A 17,862-nucleotide genomic window follows, 5' to 3' on the forward strand; every position below is an offset into this window, starting at 1 on the left:
GGATAGCTTCAGGCTCACCTTGCCGGAATCGAAAAGGCGCGCCCAATATTGTTATCTTCTAAGCTATGACGGGGAGGGGTTCTAAGCTTTTGCGGAAACGAGAAAAGTCTAAGTATTGCAAAATGTTTCAACCATAAGGGTTAACTTATGGATTTAACTGGAACTTAATTACATTTGGAAATAATTAACGACCGCTTAAATTCAGGAGGCATTTAAGTTTGTCGGCTTTATGCCGAAGAGGATGCTAAGCGTTTCGCTTTCTACCACCAGGTATCCTCATCATGCTAAAAACGACACAATCCCGGTTCATTACCTCTCTAAGTTTGTTTTTCCTGCTGTTAGTCGCGATAACGTCGCTGGTTATCCATTTCTTCGTGACGCCGCAAATCAAGCGCAATGAAACCCAGCTGATCCGCTTTGCGGTGGATAACGTTGCGGTGAATATCACCGAACAGATGAACCGCGTGCAGGCACAAATGCGCAGCATCACCCAGTCAGTTTCCGCGATGCAAAGCGATGACATCAACCGGCTGCTGCCGATGCTGGTAGACCAGTATCAGGATGTGAACGTCTTCGGCGGTGGAATATGGCCGCTGCCGGAAAAACGCGAAGCGGGGCGCAATAAGTTCAGCACCTTCTTCGCCCGTAACGGCAGCAATAAGCTTGAGGAAAACACCTACTGGAACTCAGACGCCGCGCCAAATTATTACGAGCAGGTGTGGTACAAAGCCGGTCTGGCTTCTCCGGCCGGGCAGTGCGCCTGGGCAAATGCCTACCAGGATGACGCCAGCCCGCAGCCGCGCACCAACTGCGCAATGGCGATAAGCAAAGAGGGGCAGCCGTGGGGCGTGGCCACCATTGATGTGACCCTTGGTTTCTTTAACCAGCTGGCGAAACAGATGAGCGAGGCGGTTAAAGGCCAGGTTCTGATCATTGAAGCCGACGGTAAAGTGGTGGGAAATGCCGACCAGATTGGCAAAACGGCAGGGCTGAAAAATCTTTCCGAGCTGAGCAGTACGCTGCCAATGGCAAAAGCGGTACAGGAGATGCTGCCCGGTTTTAGCGCCAGCCAGAATAGCGAAAATGAATACGACAATGAGGGCACTTCGCATACCGTGATTTTGCAGACGGTGAAAGGCAGCCCGTGGATCCTCGCCGTCGATTTGCCCACTTCTCTGCTGACTAAGCAAACGGACGCTATTCTGCTGCGCCTCGGTATGGTGCAGATCCCAATGGCAATTATTCTGCTGGGCATTCTGGTGCTGTTTATCCGCAATATGATGCGCCGCCTGAGCGATCTTAACCATAACATCAGCCGACTTTCTGCCGGTGGGGCCGACCTGACCCAGCGCCTGGAGCCGACCAGCAGCCCGGAGTTCAACGCCATTATCGACAGTTTTAACGGCGTGATTACTTATCTGCAAACCATGCTGCGCCAGGTTGGCGACAGCGCGAGAGCCATCTCTTCCGCGTCGCACCAGATAGCGACCGGTAACCAGGATCTTTCCGCCCGTACCGAGGATCAGGCGAGTTCGATTGAGCAGACGGCGGCTTCAATGGAAGAGCTGACCAGCACCGTACGTCAAAATGCCGATAACGCCGCCCACGCAAATGAACTGGCACGCGAAGCCTCAAACGTAGCCGTTAAAGGGGGCGATGTGGTCAAGCAGGTCGTCAGCACCATGAACGCTATCCAGACTTCATCTGGCAAAGTGGTGGATATTATCAGCGTCATCGACAGCATTGCGTTCCAGACGAACATTCTGGCTCTGAATGCGGCGGTAGAAGCAGCGCGTGCCGGAGAGCAGGGCCGTGGTTTTGCCGTTGTCGCTTCAGAAGTGCGCAGCCTGGCACAGCGTTCGGCCCAGTCGGCAAGGGAGATTAAGGCGCTTATCGAAAACTCGGTGAGCAACGTTAATCTGGGCACCGAGCTGGTACACCAGGCCGGGAGCACGATGGAAGAACTGACCCTGGGCGTGCGTAACGTCACCACGCTGATGGCCGAAATTATGTCGTCCAGCCGCGAGCAGAGTACCGGTATTGAGCAGGTTAATCTGGCAATTAATCAGCTGGATAGCACCACTCAGCAAAATGCCGCGCTGGTTCAGCAGGTCTCTTCCGCTTCCCACTCGATGGCCGAGCAATCGCTGCAACTTGAGCGCGTTGTCGCCGGTTTTAAACTGTAATTCTGACGGGCACTTACCGGGTGCCCGCCTCCTTTTTGCTCCCCGTACTTTCAAACCCCGCTTGCATTTCGTCCGTTCATCTCTTATTTTATTGTTACGTTATAACATATCGGAATGATTTTTATGCAGCGCGATATCCATCCGTTTTACCGGACCGTGGTGTTTCATGACACCAGCGTAAATGAGTATTTTAAAGTTGGGTCGACGATTAAAACCGACCGTGAGATTGAGCTGGACGGGGTGACTTACCCTTATGTGACTATCGAAGTCTCTTCGGCTTCGCACCCGCATTACACCGGCAAGCAGAAAGTCTTCGTTAATGAAGGCGGCCCGGCTCGCTTCCAGCAGCGTTTTGGCAAGTTTTTTGGCGGTAAGGAGTCTTAAGAAATGCAGGTATTAAATTCGTTACGCAGTGCAAAACAGCGCCACCCCGATTGCCAGATTGTTCGGCGCAAGGGGCGGCTGTATGTGATTTGCAAGACTAACCCGCGTTTTAAAGCGGTGCAGGGGCGTAAGAAACGCCGCTAGCCGTTAATGACCGCCAGCAGGCTGCTGGCGAGTCAGTGAGAAGACGTCGTAAAACGACAGCTCCCCTTTGCGGCTGAGCATTTTATGCAGCAGCGATTTTTGCTCTTCATCCACGCTCGGGGAGCTGAGGATTTGATCTATCAGCGTTGTTGGCACATTGCGGGTGTTGTACCACTCGCCGTTGTAGCACACGCGTAAGTCGAGCACGTCGATGTCGCTATAGCGGTAGCGAGGATTGACGTCAAAGAAGAAGAACGCGTTACACAGCGCAAACAGCACCACCAAAAGCCATACTGAGCCCGCCAGGGTTTCTGATTCAAGCATTACCCAGAGGGTGGCAAACCACCCGATATACATACCGATAAATAATCCAGGATGCTTACGGATAAAACTGATACTGAAGCGCGGGCGGTTATCGCGCTTTTCAGTCACGTTCAGATGTTCGATAGTATCGGTGAGCAGGCGCTGAATTTCTGTCATGGTGTGCCTTCTAAGTTCTCTGTTTCGGGTTGTACGCGTGACCAGACTATTTTAAGAAGCGCGGGCCGGGCAAAAAAGTAACAGATAAGGCAAAAATAACCATAACAGTTAACCGCTGCGCTACAGCTTTTTGATAATGCGCGCCGGGTTGCCCGCAACAACGCAGTTTGCCGGAATGTCCTTCGTGACCACCGAGCCGGAGCCGACGACCACATTATCCCCGATGGTCACGCCCGGGTTGATAACCGCCCGGCCGCCAATCCACACATTATGGCCGATAGTCACAGGTTTACCGAATTCAACGCCGCTGTTGCGCGTCTGAGCGTCGAGCGGGTGAGTTGCGGTATAAATGTGTACGCCCGGAGCCAGCATGCAGTTGTCGCCGAAGCGGATCGGACAAACGTCCAGCATGACGCATTCAAAGTTAGCGTAGAAGTTTTTACCGAGGAAAATATTGTAGCCGTAGTCGCAGCGAAAGGTCGGCTCAATATAGGCGCCTTCGCTCTGGCCCAGCAGCTCGGCAAGTATTTCATCGCGCCAGGCCTGCTCGTCGGGTGAGCTTTGGTTGTAGCGATGCAGCAGCTGGCGGGCTTTGTGGCTTTCGCGCTGTAGGGTTTCATCGCCGGGGCGGTAAAGTTCACCGGCAATCATCTTAAGCTTCTCTTCGCTCATTTCATCCTCCATGTTCCGTGGTCAGCAAGACTAGCGAAATTTAGAGAAGAAAGAGCGGGAGCCTTTCCTGCGCGTGATCCTTGTCACGTAGCGGGATAGCCGCACGGTAATGCAGGAAGAGGGTTGCGCTTTGGCGATGTTTAACCGATTGAGCGTGGAGTATGGCGTTTGCACAAAAAAGCAGCAGATATAAGCCAGGCAATAACAATAGATAAACTTTAATATTAATTATTATTTAAAAACACACTGTAATTAACGAATGAATTTCCATACAGAGGGTGGGATTTTATCATACAGTTTATTCATCGTGAGTTCGGCCAGGCGGTGATCGGCTGCTGAATAAAATACCGCCAGCTCATTATCCGATAATTCGTATTTATTCTTTTCAATAACGCGTTCCAGCGTATCAATAGTCTGACAACGCCGCAGGCGCATCAAATAATCAGTCTTGGTCAGTTTTGTAGTCATAAATTAGCCTTAAGTGTTTTTAATATTTTTAGAACGAGTGGCTTACTGGATTAGCACGGCTTTCAGTGACGAAGCAGCGGAACAAGCGATTCCCCGATTTACGCCATCTTTGCAGATCCTGAGCATTAATGCCGTAATTGCTAAATAACATGAAAGTGTCGTCCAGGTATTCATCAATCTGTTCTATCAGCTTGCTTTCATCCGGATACTTAATCTTGTAATTAAGCGCCGAGGCAGCAATGTGTTCAATCAATTCATTCAGCTGAAGGTTAATGGCCGACGTCGGATCATTAACCCATCCATGATTGCTCTCACCAAGATTGGTAAGGCAGTCGTGATACAGACTCTCACAGAGGAACTTAAGCTGCGCAATGTCGTGCCGCTTTGGTGAGTATTCGTCCATAATGCTTGCCCCCTTTATCGATACAACGAATGATAAACATAACGGGTTGCGGTGGACACACCTGAAGAGGTGAAGAACTGTTGCCACGATTATTACATGTGCTGTAACTATAAATCAATATTGGCTGGATTTCATGCTGCTCTAACGAAAAATTACAATTAAATTAAAAACCCGTAATACGTTACTAAATGTGAATTAAGAAGATAGTATGAATTTTAACTTAAATCATCGGAAATAAATTAAGAAAAACTTAACAATATTTATAACTTTCAGCCGGTTAATACAATGTTAAAATCGCTATATATATCTGCATATAGCGGTGTGAATTCGTAAGAATATTCTTAAATAAACGCATGATTCGGTTTTTATTGTTCTATAGCCCACGAATTAACGAGCAGTTAAGATTTATTTAATTGCCCACAAAGTCTTATATAGCGAACAAATTGTTCGGTATAGGAATAATCGGCGGTGATAATAAAATCATTAAATGCCGGCTGAAATCGGTTTCTTTATAAATAAAAAAGGCCGCTATAAGCGGCCTTTTGTTATGTGATTGAACGGCTTACTGGTGGTGTTCTACCGGATGCGCATGTTCAATATCTTCATTCTTGCGGCTGAAGCGGCGGCGAACCACCACGAAGAACACCGGTACGAAGAAGATAGCCAGCACGGTTGCGGTAACCATCCCGCCCATTACGCCGGTACCTACTGCGTTCTGTGCGCCACTACCTGCCCCGGTGCTGATAACCAGCGGCATTACCCCGAGGATAAATGCCAGAGATGTCATCAGAATCGGACGCAGACGCATACGAACCGCATCCAGAGTCGCTTCTATCAGGCCTTTGCCTTCTTTCTCCATCAGATCTTTGGCGAATTCCACGATAAGTATCGCGTTCTTCGCCGACAAGCCAATGGTTGTCAGCAGGCCTACCTGGAAGTACACGTCGTTGGTCAGGCCGCGCAGGGTGGCGGCCAGCAGCGCACCGAATACCCCAAGCGGAACAACCAGCATGACGGAGAATGGAATAGACCAGCTCTCGTACAATGCCGCCAGACACAGGAAGACAACGATAAGCGAAATGGCATACAGGGCAGGGGCCTGGTTGCCGGACAGGCGTTCCTGGTAGGACATGCCCGTCCAGTCAAAGCCGATGCCGGTTGGCAGTTTCGCCGCCAGTTGCTCCATCATGTCCATTGCTTCACCGGTACTTTTACCCGGTGCTGCCTGGCCAAGGATCTCCATCGATGGCAGACCGTTGTAACGTTCCAGACGAGGTGAACCGTATTCCCAGCGCGAAGTAGAAAACGCGGAGAACGGCACCATCTGGCCGGAGGAACCACGAACGTACCAGTTGCCAATATCGCTCGGCAGCATACGGTATGGCGCTTCAGCCATCACATACACTTTCTTCACGCGGCCGCGGTCAATAAAGTCATTGACGTAGCTACCGCCCCAGGCCGAGCCCAGCGTGGTGTTGATATCGGTGATGGATACCCCCAGCGCCTGCGCTTTTTCCTGGTCGATATCGATTTTAAACTGCGGTGTATCTTCCAGGCCGTTCGGGCGCACGCCAACCAGCAGGTCAGGGTGCTGGGCAATCATCCCAAACAGCTGGTTACGAGCCTGAGTGAGCTTTTCGTGGCCAAGGTTTGCCTGGTCAATCAGCTGGAAGTCAAAGCCGGTTGCGGTACCCAGTTCAACAATCGCAGGCAGGTTGAAGGCAAATACCATCGCATCTTTAATCTGCGAGAAGGTTCCCATAGCACGGCCTGCAATGGCCGGAACTTTGTTTTCTTCACCCGAACGCTCGCTCCAGTCTTTCAGAGAAACGAACGCCAGGCCGGTGTTCTGGCCGCGACCGGAGAATCCGAAGCCGTTAACGGTAAATACCGAATTAACGTTCGCTTTCTCTTTAGTCAGGAAGTAGTCGTTCACCTCATCCAGCACTTTCTGCGTACGTTCCTGGGTCGCACCGGCAGGCAACTGAGCCATCGCCAGCAGTACGCCCTGGTCTTCGTCCGGCAGGAACGAGCTTGGCAGACGAACAAACAGGAAGGCCATGCCCACGACGATAATCAGGTACAGAACCAGATAACGGCCGGTGCTACGCAGGATGTTACCGACGCTGTCGGTATAGTGATGCGTGCTCTTCTCGAACATTCTGTTGAACCAGCCGAAGAACCCTTTCTTGTCATCGTGATGACCTTTCGGGATTGGCTTAAGCATGGTCGCACAGAGTGCCGGCGTCAGGATCATCGCCACCAGCACCGACAGCACCATCGCGGAGACGATAGTAATCGAGAACTGACGGTAGATTGCGCCGGTAGAACCGCCGAAGAACGCCATCGGGATAAATACCGCGGACAGCACCATCGCGATACCCACCAGTGCGCCCTGAATCTGGCCCATTGATTTACGCGTTGCTTCCTTCGGCGGGAGTCCATCTTCCACCATGACACGCTCAACGTTTTCTACTACAACGATGGCGTCATCCACCAGCAGGCCTATCGCCAACACCATGCCGAACATCGTCAGGGTGTTTATCGAATAGCCAAAGGCGGCAAGGATGGCGAATGTCCCGAGCAGTACCACCGGTACGGCAATGGTTGGAATCAGCGTTGCCCGGAAGTTCTGTAAGAACAGATACATAACCAGGAACACCAGCACGATGGCTTCCACCAGCGTTTTCACCACTTCGTTAATGGAAATCTTAACGAATGGCGTGGTGTCGTACGGGTAAACCACTTTCAGACCGGCCGGGAAGAACGGCTCCAGTTTTTCAACGGTGGCACGTACCGCCTCGGCGGTATCCAGGGCGTTAGCACCGGTGGCCAGCTTAATCCCCAGGCCGGAAGCCGGCTGGCCGTTGTAGCGGGCGATAACGTCGTAGTTTTCGCCGCCAAGCTCAACTTTTGCTACGTCTTTCAGCAGGACGCGGGAACCATCCGGGTTCACCTTCATCAGGATTTTGCTGAATTCATCGGCAGACTTGAGGCGGGTTTGCGCGATGATGGAGGCGTTTAACTGCTGGCCTTTCACCGGCGGAGTTCCGCCGAGCTGACCGGCCGCTACCTGGGCGTTTTGCGCTTTAATAGCGTTAATCACGTCAACAGGCGTTAGCTGGTAGTTGTTCAGTTTGTTCGGATCCATCCAGATACGCATTGCGTACTGAGCACCAAACAGCTGCACGTCACCTACGCCGGGAGTACGGCTTACCGGGTCTTTGATGGTCGCGCCAACGTAGTCCGCGATATCTTCCTGGTTCATGGTGCCGTCGGTATTAATCATACCGAGAACCATCAGGAAGCTGCTCGAGGACTTCTCGACGCTAACACCCTGCTGCTGCACTTCCTGCGGCAGCAGCGGCATAGCCAGCTGTAATTTGTTCTGAACCTGTACCTGCGCGATATCCGCGTCGGTGCCGGAGTCGAAGGTAATGGTTATCTGAACAGTACCAGAGGAATCACTGGTAGAGGACATATAAAGCAGGCCATCGATACCGTTCATGTTCTGTTCGATAACCTGCGTTACGGTATCCTGTACCGTCTTAGCATCTGCACCCGGGTAGTTTGCCGAGATCTGAATTGCCGGTGGCGCAATCGTTGGATATTGCGCGATGGGCAATTTCATTATCGCGAGCGCACCCGCCAACATAATGATGATGGCGATTACCCAGGCAAAGATGGGGCGATCGATAAAAAACTTAGACATGTCTTAACGGCTCCTGTTTAAGTTAAGACTTCGGTTGTTCTGACTGCGCGCCTGCGGCTTGTTGCTGTTGGCCTTTATTGTCTTCCGCAACTTCCTGCGCTTTTACCTGAACACCCGGTTTTACTTTCTGCAGACCGGTAACGATAACGCGGTCGCCATTTTGTAACCCATCGGTCACCAGCCACTTGTCGCCGATCGCCTGGCTGGTCGTCAGCTGGCGGACTTCAACTTTGTCATCTTTGCCTACAACCATTGCTGAGGCATCGCCGCGTGGAGTACGAGTGACCCCCTGCTGCGGAACCAGAATGGCGTTCGGGTTAACCCCTTCTTCCAGCTTGGCGCGAACAAACATGCCGGGCAGCAGCGATTTGTCCGGGTTAGGGAAGATGGCACGCAGGGTAATAGAACCGGTGGTCTGGTCTACGGTCACTTCGGAGAATTCCAGTGTTCCTTCCTGCGGATAGGCCGTACCGTTGTTGGTCATCAGCTGAACTTTAGCTTTGCCGTTTTCCTGTTTCAGCTTGCCGTCCGCCAGCTCCTGCTTAAGGCGCAGGAAGTCGTCGCTGGACTGGGTAACATCCACATAGATTGGGTCAAGCTGCTGTACGGTTGCCAGGGCGTTAGTCTGCCCGCTGGTCACCAGCGCGCCTTCGGTCACCGAAGACTTACCAATGCGGCCGCTGATAGGCGAGGTCACTTTGGTGTAGGCCAGGTTGATACGAGCGGTTTCTACCGCAGCTTTGGCGGCTACCACATCAGCATTAGCCTGCTGAGCGGTTGCCACGGCCTGGTCGTAGTCGGACTGGCTGATGTACTGAGTGCCCAGAAGTTTTTGATAACGCTTAACGGTTAACTGCGCGATGTTGGCGCTGGACTGAGCCTTAGCCAGATCGCCTTTGGCGCTATCGTACGCAGCTTGATAGGTCGCAGGGTCAATCTGATAAAGCGAAACACCGGCCTGAATATCACTGCCTTCGGTAAAGTTACGCTTCAGGATGATGCCGCTAACCTGAGGGCGAACTTCAGCAATGCGATAAGCGCTGGTGCGTCCAGGAAGTTCTGTAGTTATCTGCAATGGCGCGCTTTTCAGAGTCACTACACCCACTTCAGGGGCGTGCGGCGCACTCTGTTGAGTCTCTTTGTCGTTACATCCTGTAAGCGCTAAGCTGCCTGAGAGCATCAGAACGGCCGCCAGAGGCGTAAACCCTCTGTTTTTGTTCATATGTAAACCTCGAGTGTCCGATTTCAAAGTTGTTCAATGGATCAAATGTCCACAAACCCATTGCTGCGTTTATATTATCGTCGTGCTATGGTACATACGTTCACAAATGTATGTAAATCTGACTAAAGTAAATTCACCGACATATGGCACGAAAAACCAAAGCTCAGGCGCTTGAAACCCGCCAGCACATCCTCGATGTAGCGATCCGCCTGTTTTCACAGCAGGGCGTTTCAGCGACTTCGCTTGCGGATATCGCTCAGGCTGCTGGGGTAACGCGTGGTGCTATCTACTGGCATTTCAAAAATAAGTCGGAATTGTTTAGTGAAATCTGGGAGCTGACCGAATCAAGTATCGGTGACTTAGATATTGAGTATCGGGCAAAATATCCAGACGATCCACTGTCTGTTGTAAGAGAATTACTGATTTATATCCTACAGGCGACGGTTTCAGAAGAGCGCCGTCGATTGATGACCGAAATCATCTTCCACAAGTGCGAGTTTGTTGGCGAACTTGAAGTATTGCAGCAGGCGAGGCGCACGCTTTATATGGAAGGAAATGAGCGCATCGAAGCCAGCCTTCAGCGCTGCATTGATGCCGGAAAACTGCCGTCCAGCCTGCGCATCCCCCACGCCGTGATAATATTGCGTAGCTATATAACCGGGCTAATTGAAAACTGGCTCGTTTCCCCGGAAAGCTTTGATTTACATGCTAAAGCTCCGGACTATGTGGCCATATTGCTGGAGATGTTCCAGCATTGCCCGACACTGCATAAACCGGCGTAATTCCTCTCTCCACTTTAGCGGTTCCCTGAATTGAGACTCCTCCGAAGGCGTTCGCTATTCTGCGTTCAAAAGCCGTGCTATTCTGCGCCTCTCCCGTGACCTCTTACTTTTAGCTGGCAATCACATGCGCAGCACCGTAACGACTCAATCATGACAAAGCAGCACAACGCTCCGTCGCGGACTTCCCGTTCCGCGTTTATTCTGTTCCTGTTTCTTTTTGCTTCCATCCTGCTGCCTTTCCACGCGGCCCAGGCGGCGCAGAACAACGGCGATCTTCCCGCTCGGGCGGAAGTACAGTCGCAGCTGGACTCGCTGAACAAGCAAAAAAACCTCACTGCCGACGACAAGCTGACGCAGAAAGATCTCTCCGACACGCTCGAGATGCTGGACAAGCTCGACCGCGTGAAGCAGGAGACCGCTCAGCTGAAAACTACCGTGGCCCAGGCGCCGGACAAGCTGAAGCAGGCGACGGACGCGCTTAACTCTCTGAGCGAGCCGAACGATGATGAGGCCACGCGCAAAACGCTGAGCACTCTCTCTTTACGCCAGCTGGAGGCCCGCTTAACCACGGTGCTGGACCAGCTCCAGGCGGCGAATAACGATCTCTCGACTTATAACAGCCAGCTTGTCTCGTTGCAGACTCAGCCCGAACGCGTGCAGAACGCGATGTATAGCGCTTCCCAGCAGCTGTTGCAGGTTCGTAACCGGCTGAACGGCACCACGCCGGGCGAGGCCACACTGCGGCCAAGCCAGCAAAATATGCTGCTGGTGCAGCAGGCGCTGCTCAACGCTCAGATAGAGCAGCAGCGTAAAAGCCTTGAGGGCAATACCGTGTTGCAGGATGCGCTCCAGAAACAGCGTGACTACACCACGGCGAATATCAACCAGCTGGAGCATTCCCTGCAGCTGCTGCAGGAGTCGGTCAACAATAAACGTTTGACCCTCACCGAGAAGACCGCGCAGGAAGCGGTCACCCCGGACGACGCCAGCGCTATCCAAAACAACCCGCTGGTGCGCCAGGAGTTGGACGTTAACCATCAGCTTAGCCAGCGCCTTATCAACGCCACGCAGAGCGGTAACGAACTGGTTCAGCGTAATATTCGGGTGAAGAACTGGCTCGACCGGGCGCTCCAGTCTGAGCGCAATCTAAAAGAACAAATTTCGGTCCTGAAAGGCAGTCTGCTGCTGTCGCGTATTCTCTACCAGCAGCAGCAAACTCTGCCGTCCGCCGACGAGCTTGAGGATTTGACCAACCGCATCGCCGACCTGCGCCTCGAGCAGTTTGATATCAACCAGCAGCGCGATGCGATGTTCCAGAGCGACAGCTACGTTGGGAAAATAGAAGAAGGGCATAAGAACGAGGTTAATGACGAAGTTCATGACGCCCTGATGCAGGTGGTGGATATGCGCCGTGAACTGCTGGACCAGCTGAATAAGCAGCTCGGCAACCAGCTGATGATGGCGATAAACCTGCAAATCAACCAGCAGCAGCTGATGAGCGTCAGCACCAGTCTGCAAAAAATGCTGACCCAGCAAATCTTCTGGGTAAACAGTAACAAACCGATGAACTGGGAGTGGATCAAATCCTTCCCGGGTGCGCTGCACGGCCAAATCAAAGCAATGAAGCTGGATATCACCTGGCACAAAGTGCTGGATGGGCTGTTCATGTCGCTGTTTACCGCCTTGCCTTTATTGCTGCTCGCAGGGCTGCTGCGCTGGCGCTATAAATGGATCGACAAGCGGCTGGCAAAACTCGCCTCCGAGGTCGGGCAATTACGCACCGACAGCCAGCTGAATACCCCGAAAGCGATTCTGCTTAACTTTCTGAAAGTTCTGCCGCTGACCATGGCTATCCTTGCCGTGGGGCTGGTGGTGCTGTTTATGCAAACCAATATCAGCGAGCTGCTGTGGGCATTTGCTAAAGAGCTTGCGCTGTTCTGGCTGGTGTTCGGTATGGCGTGGCGCATCCTTGGCAGCCGTGGTCTGGCGGTGACCTGGTTCAATATGCCGCAGGATCTGACCCGCCACTATCGTCGCCAGATTGTGCGCATTAGCTTTGCGCTACTGCCGCTGCTGTTCTGGTCGGTGGTGGGCGAGCTGTCGCCGCTGCACCTGATGGACGACGTGCTCGGGCAGTTTATGATTTTCCTTAACCTGCTGCTGATCACCGGCCTGGTTATCCCGATGTGTCGCGATAACTGGCGCGACAAAGAGTCACATCCGCTGCGGCTGGTGACAATTACCGTGCTCTCCGTGGTGCCGGTCGCGCTGCTGGTGCTGACGGCTACCGGCTATTTCTACACCACGCTGCGCCTGGCTAACCGCTGGATAGACACCGTTTACCTGGTAATTATCTGGAACCTGATCCACCAGACCGTGATCCGCGGCCTGAGCGTGGCGGCGCGGCGTATTGCCTATCGCCGTGCGCTGGCCCGCCGCCAGAACATGGTGAAGGAGGGCGCGGAAGGTGCCGAGCCGGTAGAAGAGCCGCCGTTAGCGCTCGATCAGATTAACCAGCAGACCATGCGCCTCACTATGCTGCTGATGTTCGCGCTGTTTGGCCTGGTGTTTTACGCAATCTGGTCTGATTTAATCACGGTCTTTGCCTACCTCGACAGCATCGTGCTGTGGCACTACACCGGCAGCGAAGCCGGAACGACGGTGATGAGAAACGTCACCATGGGCAGCCTGCTGTTTGCGCTGGTCGCCGCGATGGTGGCCTGGGCGCTGATCCGCAACTTACCGGGCCTGCTGGAAGTGCTGGTGCTCTCGCGCCTGAAAATGCGCCAGGGGGCTTCTTACGCCATCACCACCATTCTCAACTATGCGATTATCGTTATCGGGGCGATGACGGTGTTTGGTTCGCTCGGCGTATCCTGGGATAAGCTGCAATGGCTGGCGGCGGCGCTGTCCGTTGGTCTGGGCTTCGGGCTACAGGAAATCTTCGGTAACTTCGTTTCCGGCCTGATTATTCTGTTCGAACGTCCGGTGCGCATCGGCGATACCGTGACCATTGGCACCTTCTCCGGCAGCGTCAGCAAAATTCGTATTCGCGCCACGACGATTACCGACTTTGACCGCAAAGAGGTGATTATCCCGAACAAGGCGTTTGTGACCGAGCGGCTGATCAACTGGTCGTTGACCGACACCATTACCCGCGTGGTTATCAAACTCGGCGTGGCCTACGGGTCTGACCTCGACAAGGTGAAAGAGGTGCTGCTGAAGGCGGCAATGGAACACCCGCGCGTGATGCATGACCCAGAGCCGTCGGTGTACTTCACCACCTTTGGGACCAGCACGCTCGACCACGAGCTGCGTTTATACGTGCGTGAACTGCGCGACCGCAGCATCACCGTTGACGAGCTGAACCGCGCAATCGACAGGCTGTGCCGCGAAAACAACATTAATATCGCCTTCAACCAGCTCGAGGTGCATCTGCACAATGAGAAGGGCGAAGAGCTGACCGAAGTGAAGCGTGACCTGGGCAAAAGCGGCAGGCTGCTGCCGCCTTCTGACTAAGGGTAAAAACTAGCGGGAAGAGGCTTCTTCCCGCTGTTTACGCAGAAAATCATCACGCACGATTTCCAGCGCCGCGAGGACGGTATGGTTGGGGATTTGGTGCTGCTCAAGCAGCATAATCAAGTCGACGGCCAGTTTGACCTCGTCCGGGGCGTTCTCTAAAGACATCCGCTTTCCTTACCGTATTTTGAGTTAACTTAAACCGCGTTCGCGCCGTTCAATCGCCCGCTCTATACGAGCCAGAGCCTGGCGGCAACGTTGCAGGCGACCTTCCATTGCGGCGATTTCGCGCTGGAGTTTTTGCTGCCCGGCAAGCGTGGTTTGCGCGGCGTGCTGACTCTCGCGGTCGTTGACCATCGCCAGCAGCCTGCGCTCATAATCCTGGTGCGTGGCCAGCTTTTCGTAGAGGTTTTCCTGCGCTTTTTGCTGCGGCTCGGTTTTACGCAGGTGCGCGGTGGCAAGCTCCCTCTGTAAAGCGGCAATTTGCGCGACCAGCTTTTCGGCGATAAACGCCACCTGGTCGGTTTTGCCGTGGCTGACGCTAAGCTGGAGCTGGGCGAGATTAGCCTGAGCCTCGTGCAAATAATCTTTAAGCTGGGTGCTGTGGGTCTGGAAGAGCTTGCGGTCGAAGCGGGCCTGAGAGGCTCGCTGCAATGCAACCGGCTCAACGGCCGCCGCCAGCTCGCTAACGCGAGCTTCCAGGGCTTGTAACAGCGACGCGGTTTTCACAAAATGGCTCTCCAGGGATTGTCAGGGGTAAAGGCATGAAGCGTATTATTTTAATCATCATCGGCTGGCTGGCGGTAGTGCTGGCAACGCTTGGCGTGGTGCTGCCTTTGCTGCCGACTACGCCTTTCCTGCTGCTGGCCGCATGGTGTTTTGCTAACTCATCGCCGCGTTTTCATCACTGGCTGCTTTACCGCTCGTGGTTCGGCAGCTATTTGCGCTACTGGCAGCAGCACCGGGCGATGCCTCCGGGCGCAAAGCCGCGAGCGATTATTTTTATTCTCATCACCTTCGCCGTTTCGCTGTGGCTGGTGGAGATACCGTGGGTGAGAGTTTTGCTGTTGGTTATCCTCTGCGCGCTGCTAATATTTATCTGGCGCATCCCGGTGGTTGACGAAAAGCAATAAAAGCAGCAAACCGCAGCCGAAGCTGTTGCATTTGTCGCTGGCTGCCAGTAAATTCGAGCGTTTTCGAGCACGGGTACGGGCGGTTAAGCGTTAACCAGTAGTGCATCTACCAGCCAAAAGCGTACCCTGTTTAGTATCATGTTTTTAGCAGGCATAAACCAATGACCGCGACTGCGCAGCAGCTTGAATATCTCAAAAACAGCATTAAAAGCGTTCCTGATTATCCAAAACCAGGGATCCTGTTCCGTGACGTTACCAGCTTGCTGGAAGATCCGAAAGCATACGCCACCAGTATTGCTCTGTTAGTTTCGCGCTTTAAAGATGCGGGCATCACTAAAGTTGTCGGCACCGAAGCGCGTGGCTTCCTGTTCGGTGCGCCGGTTGCGCTGGAGCTTGGCGTGGGTTTCATCCCTGTGCGCAAGCCGCGTAAACTGCCGCGTGAAACCATTGCCGAAAGCTACGAGCTGGAATACGGCACCGACAGCCTGGAAATCCACGTTGATGCCATCCAACCGGGCGATAAAGTGCTGGTGGTGGACGATCTGCTGGCGACCGGCGGCACTATCGAAGCAACGGTAAAACTTATCCGTCGCCTGGGTGGCGAAGTGACCGATGCGGCCTTCGTTATCAACCTGTTTGACCTCGGCGGCGAGCAGCGCCTTGAGAAAATGGGCGTGAAAAGCTTCTGCCTGGTGCCGTTCCCGGGCCACTAAGCTTCTCCGACCTGCAAGCCTCGCCGATCGGGCGGGGCATGTGGTAGCATTACCCCCTCGATTCACCTTTCCCGCGAACCAGAGCCTAACTCCAGATGAGCTACCAGGTCTTAGCCCGCAAATGGCGCCCACAAACTTTTGCTGATGTTGTCGGCCAGCAACACGTACTGACCGCGCTGGCTAATGGTTTGTCGCTGGGCCGCATTCATCATGCGTATCTTTTTTCCGGCACCCGCGGGGTGGGGAAAACCTCTATCGCCCGCCTGCTGGCGAAAGGGCTGAATTGTGAAACCGGGATTACCGCCACGCCGTGCGGCGTGTGCGATAACTGCCGGGAAATCGAACAGGGTCGCTTTGTTGACCTGATTGAGATAGACGCCGCTTCGCGCACCAAGGTTGAAGACACCCGTGACCTGCTGGATAACGTCCAGTACGCTCCGGCGCGTGGCCGCTTTAAAGTCTACCTGATTGACGAAGTTCATATGCTTTCCCGCCACAGCTTCAACGCCTTGTTGAAGACGCTGGAAGAGCCGCCTCCGCACGTAAAATTCCTGCTGGCAACCACCGATCCGCAAAAGCTGCCGGTGACCATTCTTTCCCGCTGCCTGCAATTCCACCTGAAAGCGCTGGATGTCGAACAGATCCGCCATCAGCTGGAGCACATTCTTGGCGAAGAGAAAGTAGCCAGCGAGCCACGGGCTTTGCAACTGCTTGCCCGCGCCGCCGACGGCAGCCTGCGTGACGCTCTGAGCCTGACGGATCAGGCGATTGCCAGCGGGGACGGGCAGGTAACAACCGCCGCCGTCAGCGCGATGCTCGGCACCCTTGACGATGACCAGGCGCTATCGCTGATTGAGGCGATGGTACATGCCGACGGGCAGCGTGTGATGGCCCTGCTGAACGACGCCGCCGCACGCGGTATCGAGTGGGAAGCGCTGCTGGTAGAGATGTCCGCCCTGCTGCACCGCGTTGCCATGGTTCAGCTTTCGCCGTCCGCTTTGGGCAGCGACATGGCGGCGATTGAGCAGCGTATGCGCGAGCTGGCCCGCGTTGTGCCTCCCGCCGACGTACAGCTTTATTACCAGACGCTGCTGATTGGGCGCAAAGAATTACCCTGGGCGCCGGACAGGCGCATGGGCGTTGAAATGACGCTGCTGCGCGCCCTGGCGTTCCACCCGCGTAAACCGCTGCCGGAGCCGGAAGTCCCGCGCCAGGCGGCGGCCATTCCGGTGGTTAACCAGGCTGCGGTTCAGCCTGCTGCCAGGCCTCAGGCGGCTCCACCGCCGAACCGGGAAGCCGCAGCGTTACCGGACTCAACCAGCCAAATCCTCCAGGCGCGCAGCCAACTGATGCGCCAGCAGGAGGCTGACAAAGCAAAAAAGAATGAGCCGGCGGCGCAAAGACTAGCGCGGCCGGCAAAGAGTTCCGCGCTGGAACGTCTGGCCTCGGTGACCGAGCGCGTTCAGTCGCGCCCCGCGCCGTCCGTGCCGGAAAAACCGGCTAAGCCGGAAGCCTACCGCTGGAAGTCGCAGAATCCGGTTGAAGTGGTGCCAGAGCCGGTAGCCACGCCCAAAGCGTTGAAAAAGGCGCTGGAGCATGAGAAGACCCCTGAGCTGGCGCAAAAGCTGGCGGCAGAGTCTCTTGAGCGAGATGAATGGGCGGCCGAGATAGATAAGCTGGTACTGCCAAAGCTGGTGCAGCAGCTGGCGCTGAACGCCTGGAAAGAGCAGGACGGAAATCGGGTTTGTCTGCATTTACGTCCCGGCCAGCGCCATTTAAACTCGCCATCGGCGCAAAAAACGCTGGCAGATGCCATGAGTTCGCTCCATGGCGAGGCCGTAGAACTGACTATTATTGAAGATGAGAACCAGGCTCGCCGTACTCCTCTGGAGTGGCGCCAGGCTATCTATGAAGAGAAGCTGGCGCAGGCTCGCGAGTCAATGAGCAGCGACAGCAATATTCAGACTTTGCAAAGATTCTTTGATGCCGAGCTGGATGAAGATAGTATTCGCCCAATTTGATATGCCGTTTTTGGGCGGCATAG

The 17,862-nt window shown here is 54.1% G+C and carries 16 protein-coding genes and 1 other annotated feature; of the genes, 8 read left to right on the forward strand and 8 right to left on the reverse strand.

Annotated elements, in window-relative coordinates; genetic code table 11:
* Positions 1 to 281: 281 nt before the first annotated feature.
* The 3 genes from ACG1VR_RS05695 to ykgO all read left to right on the forward strand — a co-directional run bounded on the left by ACG1VR_RS05695 (position 282) and on the right by ykgO (position 2,714).
* Positions 282 to 2,186, forward strand: a complete 1,905-nt coding sequence (locus ACG1VR_RS05695; protein ID WP_395490433.1) for a methyl-accepting chemotaxis protein — start codon at positions 282 to 284, stop codon at positions 2,184 to 2,186.
* Positions 2,187 to 2,309: 123 nt separating this feature from the next.
* Positions 2,310 to 2,570, forward strand: coding sequence for a type B 50S ribosomal protein L31 (locus tag ACG1VR_RS05700; protein ID WP_008460319.1), 261 nt, complete (start codon positions 2,310 to 2,312; stop codon positions 2,568 to 2,570).
* 3 nt (positions 2,571 to 2,573) lie between these two features.
* Positions 2,574 to 2,714 (forward strand): type B 50S ribosomal protein L36, encoded by a 141-nt coding sequence (ykgO, locus tag ACG1VR_RS05705; protein ID WP_016537667.1) that lies wholly within the window; start codon positions 2,574 to 2,576, stop codon positions 2,712 to 2,714.
* Between the two features lie 3 nt (positions 2,715 to 2,717).
* Here ykgO and ACG1VR_RS05710 read toward each other — a convergent pair whose 3' ends face one another.
* From ACG1VR_RS05710 to acrA, 6 genes are all read right to left on the reverse strand, one after another.
* Positions 2,718 to 3,194, reverse strand: coding sequence for a YlaC family protein (locus ACG1VR_RS05710; RefSeq protein ID WP_016537666.1), 477 nt, complete (start codon positions 3,192 to 3,194; stop codon positions 2,718 to 2,720).
* A 120-nt stretch (positions 3,195 to 3,314) separates the two neighbouring features.
* Positions 3,315 to 3,866, reverse strand: coding sequence for a maltose O-acetyltransferase (maa, locus tag ACG1VR_RS05715; RefSeq protein ID WP_039898584.1), 552 nt, complete (start codon positions 3,864 to 3,866; stop codon positions 3,315 to 3,317).
* A 252-nt stretch (positions 3,867 to 4,118) separates the two neighbouring features.
* Positions 4,119 to 4,334: an HHA domain-containing protein gene (locus ACG1VR_RS05720; RefSeq protein WP_008460299.1), complete on the reverse strand. Its 216-nt coding sequence runs from the start codon at positions 4,332 to 4,334 to the stop codon at positions 4,119 to 4,121.
* Between the two features lie 28 nt (positions 4,335 to 4,362).
* The gene (gene tomB, locus ACG1VR_RS05725) at positions 4,363 to 4,737 is read right to left on the reverse strand and encodes an Hha toxicity modulator TomB (protein WP_016537663.1); all 375 of its coding nucleotides are present in this window, start codon (positions 4,735 to 4,737) and stop codon (positions 4,363 to 4,365) included.
* Positions 4,738 to 5,299: 562 nt separating this feature from the next.
* Positions 5,300 to 8,449 (reverse strand): multidrug efflux RND transporter permease subunit AcrB, encoded by a 3,150-nt coding sequence (gene acrB / locus ACG1VR_RS05730; RefSeq protein ID WP_016537662.1) that lies wholly within the window; start codon positions 8,447 to 8,449, stop codon positions 5,300 to 5,302.
* Positions 8,450 to 8,471: 22 nt separating this feature from the next.
* Positions 8,472 to 9,671, reverse strand: coding sequence for a multidrug efflux RND transporter periplasmic adaptor subunit AcrA (gene acrA, locus ACG1VR_RS05735; protein WP_016537661.1), 1,200 nt, complete (start codon positions 9,669 to 9,671; stop codon positions 8,472 to 8,474).
* A 143-nt stretch (positions 9,672 to 9,814) separates the two neighbouring features.
* Here acrA and acrR point away from each other — a divergent pair, with 143 nt between their 5' ends.
* Together acrR and mscK are read left to right on the forward strand one after the other, a co-directional pair.
* Entirely contained in the window at positions 9,815 to 10,453 is a 639-nt protein-coding gene (acrR, locus tag ACG1VR_RS05740; protein ID WP_395490434.1) for a multidrug efflux transporter transcriptional repressor AcrR, read from the forward strand.
* Between the two features lie 150 nt (positions 10,454 to 10,603).
* A complete protein-coding gene (mscK, locus tag ACG1VR_RS05745) occupies positions 10,604 to 13,972 on the forward strand; it encodes a mechanosensitive channel MscK (RefSeq protein WP_395490435.1) in 3,369 nt (1,122 codons plus the stop codon).
* A gap of 9 nt (positions 13,973 to 13,981) precedes the next feature.
* On the opposite strand, the gene rsmS is transcribed toward mscK, so the two are convergent.
* Positions 13,982 to 14,140 carry a pleiotropic regulatory protein RsmS gene (rsmS, locus tag ACG1VR_RS05750; protein ID WP_172569251.1) on the reverse strand — a complete coding sequence of 53 codons (159 nt, stop codon included), beginning with the start codon at positions 14,138 to 14,140 and terminating at the stop codon, positions 13,982 to 13,984.
* 24 nt (positions 14,141 to 14,164) lie between these two features.
* The gene (priC, locus tag ACG1VR_RS05755) at positions 14,165 to 14,701 is read right to left on the reverse strand and encodes a primosomal replication protein PriC (protein WP_016537657.1); all 537 of its coding nucleotides are present in this window, start codon (positions 14,699 to 14,701) and stop codon (positions 14,165 to 14,167) included.
* 35 nt (positions 14,702 to 14,736) lie between these two features.
* On the opposite strand from priC, the gene ACG1VR_RS05760 reads away from it, so the two are divergent.
* The 3 genes from ACG1VR_RS05760 to dnaX all read left to right on the forward strand — a co-directional run bounded on the left by ACG1VR_RS05760 (position 14,737) and on the right by dnaX (position 17,839).
* Positions 14,737 to 15,105: a DUF454 family protein gene (locus ACG1VR_RS05760; protein WP_016537656.1), complete on the forward strand. Its 369-nt coding sequence runs from the start codon at positions 14,737 to 14,739 to the stop codon at positions 15,103 to 15,105.
* Positions 15,106 to 15,266: 161 nt separating this feature from the next.
* Positions 15,267 to 15,818 (forward strand): adenine phosphoribosyltransferase, encoded by a 552-nt coding sequence (gene apt, locus ACG1VR_RS05765; protein ID WP_016537655.1) that lies wholly within the window; start codon positions 15,267 to 15,269, stop codon positions 15,816 to 15,818.
* A 95-nt stretch (positions 15,819 to 15,913) separates the two neighbouring features.
* Positions 15,914 to 17,839, forward strand: a complete 1,926-nt coding sequence (gene dnaX, locus ACG1VR_RS05770) for a DNA polymerase III subunit gamma/tau (protein ID WP_395490436.1) — start codon at positions 15,914 to 15,916, stop codon at positions 17,837 to 17,839.
* Positions 17,175 to 17,239: a sequence feature (DnaX frameshifting element), on the forward strand. Its footprint overlaps the gene before it by 65 nt.
* Positions 17,840 to 17,862: the final 23 nt, after the last annotated feature.

Source organism: Cedecea davisae, from assembly GCF_044095835.1.
In the GTDB taxonomy this organism is placed as follows: Bacteria; Pseudomonadota; Gammaproteobacteria; order Enterobacterales; family Enterobacteriaceae; genus Cedecea; species Cedecea davisae.